8 protein-coding genes and 1 pseudogene are annotated in these 11,973 nt (G+C 38.5%); all 9 read left to right on the forward strand.

What is annotated here, in order from left to right; translation table 11 throughout:
- Positions 1-358: 358 nt before the first annotated feature.
- Positions 359-1,111 (forward strand): peptidylprolyl isomerase, encoded by a 753-nt coding sequence (locus ACKPEB_RS21450; protein WP_408967049.1) that lies wholly within the window; start codon positions 359-361, stop codon positions 1,109-1,111.
- Positions 1,108-4,113, forward strand: a complete 3,006-nt coding sequence (locus tag ACKPEB_RS21455; protein ID WP_408967050.1) for a peptidase domain-containing ABC transporter — start codon at positions 1,108-1,110, stop codon at positions 4,111-4,113. The genes ACKPEB_RS21450 and ACKPEB_RS21455 overlap by 4 nt, the downstream gene beginning before the upstream one ends.
- Before the next feature lie 82 nt (positions 4,114-4,195).
- Entirely contained in the window at positions 4,196-6,070 is a 1,875-nt protein-coding gene (locus ACKPEB_RS21460; protein WP_408967051.1) for a chromosome partitioning protein ParA, read from the forward strand.
- Between the two features lie 162 nt (positions 6,071-6,232).
- Entirely contained in the window at positions 6,233-8,017 is a 1,785-nt protein-coding gene (locus tag ACKPEB_RS21465) for a hypothetical protein (protein ID WP_408967052.1), read from the forward strand.
- A gap of 97 nt (positions 8,018-8,114) precedes the next feature.
- Entirely contained in the window at positions 8,115-8,663 is a 549-nt protein-coding gene (rfbC, locus tag ACKPEB_RS21470) for a dTDP-4-dehydrorhamnose 3,5-epimerase (RefSeq protein WP_408967053.1), read from the forward strand.
- Positions 8,660-9,547 carry a dTDP-4-dehydrorhamnose reductase gene (rfbD, locus tag ACKPEB_RS21475; RefSeq protein WP_408967054.1) on the forward strand — a complete coding sequence of 296 codons (888 nt, stop codon included), beginning with the start codon at positions 8,660-8,662 and terminating at the stop codon, positions 9,545-9,547. Before rfbC ends, rfbD begins: the two co-directional genes overlap by 4 nt.
- A gap of 79 nt (positions 9,548-9,626) precedes the next feature.
- The gene (locus ACKPEB_RS21480) at positions 9,627-10,700 is read left to right on the forward strand and encodes a glucose-1-phosphate thymidylyltransferase (RefSeq protein ID WP_408967055.1); all 1,074 of its coding nucleotides are present in this window, start codon (positions 9,627-9,629) and stop codon (positions 10,698-10,700) included.
- Positions 10,697-11,572 (forward strand): glycosyltransferase, encoded by an 876-nt coding sequence (locus ACKPEB_RS21485; protein ID WP_408967056.1) that lies wholly within the window; start codon positions 10,697-10,699, stop codon positions 11,570-11,572. The genes ACKPEB_RS21480 and ACKPEB_RS21485 overlap by 4 nt, the downstream gene beginning before the upstream one ends.
- A 33-nt stretch (positions 11,573-11,605) precedes the next feature.
- Positions 11,606-11,973, forward strand: a pseudogene (locus ACKPEB_RS21490) (glycosyltransferase family 1 protein); the annotation flags it as partial.

Here is an 11,973-nt window from a genome sequence, read left to right on the forward strand (position 1 = left end):
GATCTAAATGGTGCGCGAGGGATCTTCCTTCGTGCATTGGTTGATACGCCTTGGTTGAGAGAACATCTTAACTTATATGTTTGTTAGCAAATGTTAGCAAAAAAGTATCGGTTGAGAACACTGGAAATTCAAAAGTTGAGATGCTGGCAGGTGTTTGAAAATGGGGTAAGTTCAGAGGAGAGCCAGACCCGATTTTTTTTAGCAGTTTGTCAGAAGTTGAGGTAATTTAGAGATGATCAATTGAGGTAAGGGGTAAAGGGTCTGCTATTATTTGGACAAATAAATTCCATCAAGTCGTCACTCTAGGACGACTCAGGGTAAATTTGAAAGGGGTAGTGAAAGTCGGTTGGAGAGTTCAATGACAGGAGCGTTCAAAGTCGGAGAAACCATTATCACAGCAGAGGAGCTACCATCGCTGCTCAAACGTTATCAGTTAATGCCATTATTTCTACGAGAAGTGATTTTGGATCAAGAGATCGCTAAGATCACTTGTACGATGGAAGAACGAGCAGTCGCCATCGAAAGATTTGATTCACAACACCAACTGACTTCCCCAGAAGCGAAAGCGGCTTGGTTGGCTGCTTATGATTTGACCCCCGAACAACTCGTGGAAATGGCAGAACGTCCTGTGAAAGTGGAAAAATTTAAACAAGAAACATGGAGTGGTCGCGTCGAAAATTATTTTCTAAGTCGTAAAAGTAATTTAGATCAAGTTGTATATTCTTTAATTCGGACAAAAAATCCAGGGTTGGCTCAAGAACTCTATTTTCGCATTGCGGAAGGAGAGAATTCCTTTGCTGAAGTAGCCCGTGATCATTCAGAAGGGCCAGAATCTCGAAGCGGAGGGTTATTAGGGCCTGTTCCGGTGTCTCAACCGCACCCCGCGATTAGTAAACTGTTATCCGTGAGCCAACCTGGTCAACTGTGGGCGCCTCGTCCCCTAGCAGAATGGTTCGTGATTATTCGGTTAGAAAAATTCCTTCCGGCTCAATTAGACGAATCTATGCGTCGTCGGATGGTTGACGAAATGTTTGAAAATTGGCTACGAGAGCAAATTGCTCAAGTGAGCTCGCTACAACCTCTTCGCACTTCAGTGTCTTCAGTGTCATGACAACATCTGCCGTTTCTCAGTCCCAAATCCAAACCTTTCTGGCTGAAACCAGCCCCTTTGATCGCCTCTCAGAGAAGGCTCTTCAAAGCTTGTTGCCCAAATGCCAACTCTTGGGCTACCGCACCGGACAACCGATTTTTGAACGGGACAAATTACCGACTCAAATCACCATTATTTATCAAGGACAGGCTCGACTCCTGGGATTTGATCCCAGGGCTCAACGCCATGTCAGTTTAGGTTTGTTGGGTGCTAGAGAAATCATCGGTTGGGGTGGATTAATTCGAGGAGTTCCCTGTGAAACGGCGATCGCGTCAACGGATACCATTTGTATCATCCTATCAGCCACGGATTTTCTGCAATTAGTCACCAAAGAACAAAGCTTTGGGGAAGCCTTCCGAGATCACGCTTCCAAGAGTGAAATCTTCGAGCTCTTAAGTCAATATTTTCAACAACAGGCGATTCCAGTTAATAATATCAAGGCTTTAGCCCAGGATCTTTGGCAAGATGCGGTCGTGCTCAACTTGCTCAATGGCAATAATAAAGTCAAAGAACTGAAAAATTTACTCGATCCCAATCGAATTTGGTTAGTTAGTAGTGGAACCTTGGGAACGATTACCCCAGGAAATCGAGTTGTATTAGAAGAAACTGATCCATCTTATAAAGCTGAAGGGCCACAGGGCGTTCGATTAATTGGTTTACGAGAACCCGTTTATGAAGAAGAATCTCCGCCTGAAAGTGCTGATGTCAATGTGGCGGCTCAGGATGACGGCATAGGAACGCGCAAAATAGACTTATCAAGCGTTACTCCTGCGCCAGATGTTCCCCCGATTCCAGAAACTAACCTACCAAAATCTGCTGCGCGGTTTCCAGTGGTCAGGGGTCGAGGCAAGATTGAAGCGCCTTTAGCTTGCTTTAATATGCTGGCTAAATTCTTCGGCATCAACTTTAAAAAAGATATAGTGCGTCGAGTTTTAGATAATCAGTTAGCAACGGTGGGCAATATTAGCTTGCAGGCTTGCGGGGCTGTGGCTCAAATGTTGGGCATCAATGCTCAGTTAGTCCAAGTCCCTGCCCGTGCCGTTAGCCGACTTAAAGCTCCGGCGATGGTGGTGTGGAGAGATAGCTTTGCGATTCTCTATAGCATTACAGAACGGGAACTGGTGTTAGCAACCCCGGAAAAGGGACTCGCCCGAATGCGTCCAGGGCAGTTTACTGAAATCTGGGGTGAAGAAGGACAGGTACTGCTGTTACAAGCTCCACGAGTTGAGAGCAAAGAACAGTTTAGTTTTTGGTGGTTTTTACCTGCCTTGATGGAGCATCGTGCCACCTTTATTGAGGTGTTGTTGTCTTCGTTCTTTATTCAACTATTTGGCTTGGTCAACCCTTTGGTGAGTATGGTGATCATCGATGCGGTGATCGGACAACGCAACCTGGATGCTTTAAATATTCTCGGTCTTTTGCTGTTAGGGGTGGCTTTATTTGAAGGTTTACTGACGGCGTTGCGAACCTATCTGTTTGTGGATAGTTCCAACCGAGTTGATATTAAGCTGACGGCTGAAATTATTGACCATATGTTGCGGCTACCCTTGGGGTATTTTGATACCCGACAAGTGGGGGATTTGATGAGCCGTTTTAACGAATTGGGAAATATCCGTAACTTCCTGACCGGAACCGCCTTAACGGTTGTCTTGGATGCGGTGTTCTCGGTGGTTTATGTGGCCGTTATGTTTGCTCTCAGCCCGGTTTTGACGTTGGTGGCTCTAGCTCCATTACCCTTGTTTGCTGGAATTATCTTCATCTTTTCCCCAATTATTATGCGGTTAATTCGCAAACGGGCAGGTTTGATGGGAACCGCAATGGCTTATATTGTGGAGGTGATTGGAGGGATTCAAACGATTAAATCCCAAACCATTGAATTAACAGCCCGGTGGCGTTGGCAGGGAATGTATGCTCGTTATATGAGTGCGAGTTTACAAACAACGCTAACCCAAACGGCGGCCGGAACTATGAGCGACTTCCTGAATAAAATTGCTGGAATTGCTTTGTTGTGGGTAGGGGCTTATCTGGTGATTCAAGAACAGTTAACCATTGGGGGATTAATTGCGTTTCGGATTATCTCTGGAAACGTTACAGGTTCATTATTACGGTTTATCAGTGTTTATCAACAAATTCAAGAGGTATCAATTTCTGTGGAGCGGTTGCGGGATATTATCGATACCTATCCTGAAGCCGATGAAACCGATCGCAATAATATTCCTTTACCAGAAATTGAAGGATCTGTGACCTTTGAAGAGGTATCTTTCCGGTTTAATCCCACCGGGCCACTACAATTGACCAATGTTTCTTTAGACTTCCCATCTGGTTCTTTTGTGGCCATTGTGGGGTTGAGTGGCTCCGGTAAAAGTACCTTGATGAAATTATTACAACGTTTATATTCTCCCTTAGCAGGGCGAATTCTGATTGATGGTTACGATATTAATAAAGTGGAACTGTATTCGGTTCGGCGTCAATTAGGGGTTGTGCTACAAGATACCCTTCTGTTTAACGGAACGGTACAGGATAATATTTCTTTGAGTAACCCTGAAGCCAGTACCGACGAAATTATTCGGGCAGCTAAAATCGCAGCAGCGCACGATTTTATTATGAGTCTCCCCAATGGCTACAATACCCCAGTGGGAGAACGAGGAACGGGTTTATCGGGAGGACAACGCCAACGGGTTGCTATTGCTCGGACGGTCTTACAAAATCCGAAACTGTTAATTTTGGATGAAGCAACCAGTGCCTTAGATTATCAATCAGAGCGTTCTGTGATTAATAACTTAATGGACGCATTTCATGATCGCACTGTATTTTTCATTACTCACCGTCTCAGTGCCGTCAAAAATGCAGATGCAATTATTATGATGGATCAAGGGTCAGTTGTTGAACAAGGAAATCATGATGAGTTAATTGCCCTGAAAGGACGTTATTACTGTTTATATCAGCAACAAGAAGCCCATTAATAGAGTCATTAGTTGACTGATGACTGATCTTTTTAACAGGCAAGATGCCTGTTCTACCTACTGATTACTAAAAAAACTGTTTATGAAATCCGTATCACTTGTTGATCAACCCGTTATCCTTGAGAAACCTGCGATGTGGTCTCATCTGTTTCTCTGGATGATTCTGTTAATGACGACTTCAGCCGTTGTTTGGGCTTACTTTTCTCGAATTGAACAAACTGTCCCGGCTGTCGGGGAACTGGGGTATAAAGCAGGTGCGAGTGAAATTCAAGCCCCAACAACTGGAGCCGTTGTGAGGCTGCACGTTGAAAATGGCGATCGCGTTCAAAAAAACCAACCGCTTCTGAGTTTTAGTCCGACAAGCCCCAGTGCAGATCTTAAATCTTTAGCCAAATTACAAGAGACCCTCAAACAAGAAAACCAATTCTATAACAATATTATTCGGGGAAAAGAAAACGGAAATTTACCCTCTGAGTGGGAAAATATGGTTAAAGATCGGGATGCTCGGTTACAGGAAAATTTAGTTTTAACCGGTTTAATTGATGAACTTTATAATAGTCAAGGTCGATTGCTGAACTATAGTTCTTCTCAGTCTGGTTTAGTTGCGAATTACCGGGCTGAATATCAATCGCGGATTTCGGCTATTGAAGGACGGATTATTGAATTTGAAAAACAATTACAACAAACGGATAATTCGATTCGAGCAACTCAAGAACAAGTTCAATATGCGACCAATCAAATTCGCTATTCTCAGGAACAATTAGAGTTAGCAAAAGATCAACTGGACAAATCTCAAGAATCCTTGGATTTAAACGAATCAATTTTAGGTCAAATTTCTCCCTTAGTTGAAGAAGGAGCGATGTCTGACTTAAATAAAAAGCGTCAGGAACAAGAGGTTTTAAGAAGCCAAAATGAATTTTTACGCCAACAAGATCAAATCACGACTCGTCAAAGTGAAATTAATGCCCGTAAAAGTGAAGTCGAAAAACAACAAGCAGAAATTAAACGATTAGAAGATGAAAAACAGAAAATTTTAGCGTCCATCGCTCGCACCCAAAAAGAATTGCAAAATACAAAAGATGCTTGGGCTAAAGAATTATATTTCCGGGTTGAAGAAAACAAAAAACAAATTGCTAGTATTGATTCTCAACTGAGTCGCTATAAACTGGATAATGAAAAACGGTTAAATGAGGTTACTTCTCAACTCGAAAAAGTTGAGGAACAGCGCGATACTCAAGTATTACGTTCCCCGGTCGCTGGGGTTGTTTATGACTTACAGCCCTTAGCGAAAAAGGATGCTGAACTGGATATGAATAAGGATGAGATTTGCAATTATGTGAATGAGCAAGTGTTAAAATCGGGTGATGCCAGAATGAAACGCTGTAAAGAAGCGTTTTATGAAGCTCAACAGACTGAAAAACTGATGCAAATTTTATCCGATGATGAAGGAGTTGAAGCCACAATTTATATTAAAAATACTGATTTGGCTTTAGTTTTAAATGCGTTGCGAGTTAAGCGAAAATTCTTACAGCCTTATGATGGAAAAACAGTTGCTGGAGAAGTGATTGAGTGTAAAGCTGAAAAAGATTGTATTTGTCCTAGTTCTCCTGAAGCTCGACAAGAAATTGGCATTAGTGATGAAGATTGTATTCCGGTGGAAGTTTCGATTGATGCTTTTCCTAATGATCAATACGGCATGGTTCCAGGGCAGTTAAAATGGCTGAGTCAAGATGCAATTCCACCTGATCCTGAAAAAGGTCGTCAATATTTTAGTTTTAAAGGAACAGTCAAATTGGATCAGCAAAACTTTACCTTAGATGAGCAGAAAGATATTAAGATTGGTTTACAGTCAGGGATGGCTGTTAATACAAAAATTAATGTCGGTAAACGTAGTGTCTTAGATATCTTCTTAAATCGCTTTACGGGTAGTATGAATCGGATTACTAACTTGAAATAATCAGCTTTTTAGTGACCCGTAGGTGTGGGAAAACCCCCCATAATCAGTTATCAGTTATTACCAATAAAATTAATGATCAACCCTTAACTCGCGGCTAATTCCTAATAATTTTACAGAGGTGGGATTCTATAGCATGATTTTTCTTCGGATTTTATAGAACAAATGGCTAAAAAATCTCCTGATTTTGTTCCTTTTTCGGCTGTTATTTTATGGCTGCTGTATTTAATTCCGATTCTGGGGGTGACAGGATTTATTATTCGTTTTGGGGTGAATGTTCCGTTTTATGATCAGTGGGTTTTACCTGCTTTATTTGAAAAGACAGCCACAGGAACCTTAGCTTTTAAAGATTTATTTGAACTTCATAATAACCATCGAATTTTATTTCCTCGTTTAATTTTTATTGGTTTAGGATTTATTTCTAATTGGAATATTAAACTAGAGCTTTTATTCAGTTTAGGATTAGCAATACTAACGTTTATACTGTTATATAGAATTTCCGCTAAAACTTCAAAAAATCAAAACTATTTCTTTTATTTTACTAATTTATTAACCGCTTTAATATTCTTTTCCTTAGCTCAATCTGAGAACTGGCTTTGGGGGTTTCAAATTGCTTTATTTTTAATTAATTTCTGTGTAATTTTAAGTTGTTGGATTTTTACACAAGAGGAAGTGAAACCCAAAACTAAACTATTAATAGCTGCAATTCCTTGTTTAATTGCTAGTTTTTCGTCTGCACAAGGTTTAATGAGTTGGTTGGCTTTAATTCCTTCTGTTTGGATGGGAACAACAAAATCCAATTCAAGAAAAAAATATTTAATTTTATGGTTCATTTTATTTCTAATTTCAAGTTTAGTTTACTCTATCGGATATACTCAAGATCCTAAAACGATTAATCTTGAACCTTTAGAACGTTTGTTAACGGCGGTTTATTTCTTTTTGAATTTGATCGCTGCACCTTTGACCAGTTCCTATTATTTCAGCCGTTGGATCGGATTAATTATTGTATTAAATTTTATTGGGTTAGGATATTACTGTTTTATTAGTCGAAAAAGTCAAGAAGATTTGATTAAATCCTGTTCTCCTTGGTTTTCGATTGGAATATTTTCTATTTTATGTTCTATCTTAATTACATTGGGGCGTTATGATTATGGAAGCAATTATGCTATTGATACTTCTCGATATACAACCCATTCTTTATTATTAATAATTGCAGTTATTCAACTTTGGTTTATTGTTTTAAATAAATCTTCGTTGTTAAAGCATACCTACCATCCTAAACTTATTTATAGTTTTATTTCAGGGATTTTAGTCTGCTTAATTGGGGTAAAATCAGAAATAGCGATCGCCCAAGCGCAAACAGATTTAATGAATAAACAGCGAGGAGAAACTTGCTTAGAACTCATTAACTATTTCAACGATTCTAATTTTTTTAAATCTAATCCTGAACGCTGTTTATTAAGATTAAGTAAAACAACTTGGTGGATTCAAGAAGGAGTCAAAAAACTACAAATTATTGATTTAAGAAATTGGGCTAATCCAGTTTATTTTACAACAGAATCAGAAGAAGTTTATGGTTATATTGATTTTCCTTTATCCAGTGATCAACCTTTAAAACTGAAACCGAAAGATTCTATTACATTAAAAGGGTGGGCAATTTTTCCTCAGCAACAAAAACAACCGCAACTTGTCTTTTTTTCCCTGGGAAACCAACAATCCTTTTTTGCTCATGCTAATGTAGGTTTAAAGAGTCCAGATATTGCTCAAGTTTTCAATAATCCTCGTTATGATTATTCGCGATGGCAAGTTCAAATCCCCGTTAAAGAAATGTTCCCTAGTTTTTCTTTAACATCGGGAAACACAACGATTAAAGCTTGGGTCTATAATTCTGATGATCAGGAGTTTATCCCCCTCAAGCAAGAAGTCAAGATTATGCTTAAACAAGACTAACTTTCTCTTGACCTAAAGATGGGTGTTAATTTTGTTTTCATCAAAAAGCCAAAATTTGGTAAAATATTGAGTCGGTGATGATGGCAAAAACCTAAACATGAATATTACTCCAACTTCAATTCCCGATGTTTTGATCATTGAACCCAAAGTCTTTGGGGATGAACGAGGCTTTTTCTTTGAAAGCTTTAATCAAAAAGTTTTTACTGAAAAAACAGGAATTATCTCGGAGTTTGTACAAGATAATCACTCTCGTTCTGCTCAAGGTGTTTTACGAGGTTTACATTATCAAATTCAACAAACACAAGGTAAATTATTACGGGTTGTTGCGGGTGAAATTTTTGATGTCGCCGTAGATATGAGAAAAAGTTCTCCCACTTTTGGACAGTGGGTGGGTTGTATTCTCAGTTCCGAAAATAAGCGACAATTTTGGGTTCCCCCTGGATTTGCTCATGGCTTTTTAGTAACTTCAGATATGGCTGATGTGTTGTATAAAACGACAGATTATTATGCACCTCAATACGAACGTTCTTTACTGTGGAATGATCCTGATGTCGGAATTGAGTGGCCTTTAAATGGAATCACACCAATTTTATCAGCCAAAGATCAAGAAGGTCAACTTTTAAAAACGGCGGATTTATTCTCATGAAGCGAATTTTACTGATCGGAAAAGATGGTCAATTAGGTCAAGAATTGCAGCCTTTTTTGGGTTCTCTGGGATCATTTGTAGCTGTCGGACGAGATACCTTGGATTTATCCCAATCTCAAGAAATTGAACGGTTAATTGAGGAAATTAAACCCGAATGGGTGATTAATGCCGCTGCTTATACCGCCGTTGATAAAGCAGAAAGCGAACCCGAATTAGCAATGGCTATTAATGGAATTGCACCTGGAGTTTTAGCCAAATGTTGTCAACAATTAGATGCAACATTCATTCACATTTCTACGGATTATGTCTTTGATGGAACCCAAAGCCATCCTTATATTGAAACAGATTTGACTCACCCCATCGGTGTTTATGGTCAATCAAAATTAGCTGGGGAAATTGCCATTCAAGATACTCAAGCTCAGTTTGCAATTCTTAGAACTGCTTGGGTTTATGGTGTAGGTGGAACCGGAAATTTTGTAAAAACGATGTTACGGTTAGGGAAAGAACGAGAAGAAATTCGCGTTGTTTGTGACCAAGTGGGAAGTCCAACTTGGACAGGAGATTTAGCCAAATCAATTGTTGAGTTAATACCGCGTTTAAATTCTGAAACCTACGGAATTTATCATTGTACGAATAGTGGTGTTACCAGTTGGTATGATTTTGCAATCGCTATTTTTGAGGAAGCCGAATTATTAGGTTTTCCCCTAAAAATTAAACGGGTCATCCCAATTACAACACCCGAATATCCAACCCCTGCGCGTCGTCCTGCTTATTCGGTTTTAAGTGGCAAAAAATTAGCGAATCTTCTTGGAACTCATGCTCCGCAATGGCGTCAGGGATTGCGTAGAATGTTACAAGAGTTAAAAGTTAAACAGGCAATATAGTACATTTTGTACAGGTTGTTTTTGGCAATTTTAAACTGATAAATTTTAACCGTTAACCGTCAACTGTTAATTCTTAATTATGAAAGCACTGATTTTGTCTGGTGGTAAAGGAACTCGGTTACGTCCTTTGACGTATACGGGTGCAAAACAGTTAGTTCCCGTCGCTAATAAACCGATTTTATGGTATGGAATTGAAGGAATTGTTGCGGCTGGAATTACAGAAATTGGCATTATTATTAGTCCTGAAACGGGAGAAGAAGTTAAAAGTTTGACGGGAAATGGTGAGCTTTTTGGAGCAAAAATTACCTATATTTTGCAAGAAGAACCTGCCGGATTAGCTCATGCGGTTAGAGTTGCTCAACCCTTTTTAGGGGATTCTCCTTTTATTATGTATTTAGGAGATAACTTAATTGAAAGCCAACTCAATTCCTTTGTTGAACACTTTAAACAACAACAACTAGATGGTTTGATTTTATTGAGAACTGTGGCGAATCCTACTGCTTTTGGGGTTGCAGTGGTTGATGATCAAGGTCGAGTGTTACAGTTAGTAGAAAAACCCAAAGTTCCTCCTTCTAATTTGGCTTTAGTTGGGGTTTATTTCTTTGATAAAACTATTCATAAAGCGATCGATCAAATCCGACCTTCTGCACGGGGAGAATTAGAAATTACAGATGCTATTCAACAACTGATTCATAATCAGAAAAAGGTTGAAGCTTGTCACCTAGAAGGATGGTGGTTAGATACGGGAAAAAAAGATGATTTACTGACGGCTAACCAAATTATTTTGGATTCCTGTATGACCTATAATGTTGAAGGAGAAGTAGATGAAAAGAGCCAAATTTTAGGACGGGTTAAAATTGGTAAAGGCACAAAGTTAGTCAATTGTAATGTACGGGGGCCAGTGATTATTGGCGAAAATTGCTATTTAGAAAACTGCTTTATTGGCCCCTATAGTAGTATTGCCAATCAAGTCACGTTAATTGATGCTGAAATCGAACATAGTGTCTTATTAAGTGAAGCCAAAATTATTGGTATTCATCAACGAATTGTGGATACGGTAATTGGTCGTCGTGCAACTTTAACAACTGCACCTCAACGACCGAAAGCGTTAAGGTTTATGATTGGAGATGATAGCCAAATTGAATTAGCGTGATTTACTGGATAACGGTTAATTATTACTCAACTGAACTGATCCAACGATTAATTGATTCTATCGTAGAGGCGCGCGATGGCGCGTTTCTACCTAGTATTCATGATGCAATTATTATTATTAATAATTCTCTTGATGATCAATCTATTTATAAATTGCAATCTTCTAATATTTTAATATTAGATTCACCAAAAAATATCGGGTTTGGTCGAGCTTGCAATATTGGGTTAAATTGGGTTTATCAACATGATCCTCAAGCTTTGGTTTGGTTAATTAACCCCGATGTGATTTTACCTAAAAATTCACTCGTCAAAGCAACTGATTTTTTTGAAAAAAATCCCCATATTTCTCTGTTAGGAACTGTTGTTTATACTGCTAATGGTGAACTTGAATTTGCTGGGGGAGAGTTTATTAGAAAAACTGGAAAAATAGCTGAATTAAAGAGTCTTTCACAAGAATTACAAACGGAATCTTATGTATTGACTGATTGGGTTTCTGGATGTAGTTTATTGATTAATCTTAAAAAATTTAACCATTCTCCTCAATTTGATGAGGATTATTTTTTATATTATGAAGACTTTGATTTTTGTCAACGTTATCATCAACAAGGACATCTGATTGCATTAACTCATGAAATTCAGGTGATTCATCAAACCTCATCCATTACAGGTCAATATCCAGCTTTGAAAATTCAGCAAAGTATTTATAGTTATTTATTAACCTTAGAAAAATACAGCGACCAAAAAGTCTTATTTTATCGATTATTCAGAATTACTTTTGCTTCCTTATTTTCCCTAATTAGAGATCCTGAAGTATCCTTGAGTAAGTTAAAAGGTATTTGGCTATATTTTCAAAGACTGGTAAAATTAAAGTAAAGGTTTTATTTGAATAAATTTTAACTTTTATTAATGTCTAACTCTCTGTTGATTAATTTATCATTTTTAATTCCTGAAGCGACAGGAATTTCTATTTATGCTAATCAGATTTTACCTGCTTTAAAACCTCTTAATCCTAAATTATTAGTGTCTCAAGAAAAGCCTAATTATGCTTGCTTTCCTATCCCTAATAATATGACTCCCGACCAAGGAACTCAAGGTCATCTGAGGCGGTTAGTTTGGACACAGTTTAAACTTCCTAAAATTTATCATCAATTCAAGGGAAATCTAATTTTTTCTCCTATTCCAGAAGCACCGTTATATTCTGGGTGTCGCTCAATTGTGATGGCTCATGATTTAATTCCATTACGGTTTCCCCGGCGAGGTTCACGGTTAACAGC

It is taken from the genome of Planktothrix sp. (genome assembly GCF_046067725.1).
Classification (GTDB): domain Bacteria; phylum Cyanobacteriota; class Cyanobacteriia; order Cyanobacteriales; family Microcoleaceae; genus Planktothrix.

Bases quoted from the DNA above. Each gene is read 5' to 3' on its own strand.
- ACKPEB_RS21450 (WP_408967049.1), top strand. From the start codon at position 359: ATGACAGGAGCGTTCAAAGTCGGAGAAACCATTATCACAGCAGAGGAG.
- ACKPEB_RS21455 (WP_408967050.1), top strand. From the start codon at position 1,108: ATGACAACATCTGCCGTTTCTCAGTCCCAAATCCAAACCTTTCTGGCT.
- ACKPEB_RS21460 (WP_408967051.1), top strand. From the start codon at position 4,196: ATGAAATCCGTATCACTTGTTGATCAACCCGTTATCCTTGAGAAACCT.
- ACKPEB_RS21465 (WP_408967052.1), top strand. From the start codon at position 6,233: ATGGCTAAAAAATCTCCTGATTTTGTTCCTTTTTCGGCTGTTATTTTA.
- rfbC (WP_408967053.1), top strand. From the start codon at position 8,115: ATGAATATTACTCCAACTTCAATTCCCGATGTTTTGATCATTGAACCC.
- rfbD (WP_408967054.1), top strand. From the start codon at position 8,660: ATGAAGCGAATTTTACTGATCGGAAAAGATGGTCAATTAGGTCAAGAA.
- ACKPEB_RS21480 (WP_408967055.1), top strand. From the start codon at position 9,627: ATGAAAGCACTGATTTTGTCTGGTGGTAAAGGAACTCGGTTACGTCCT.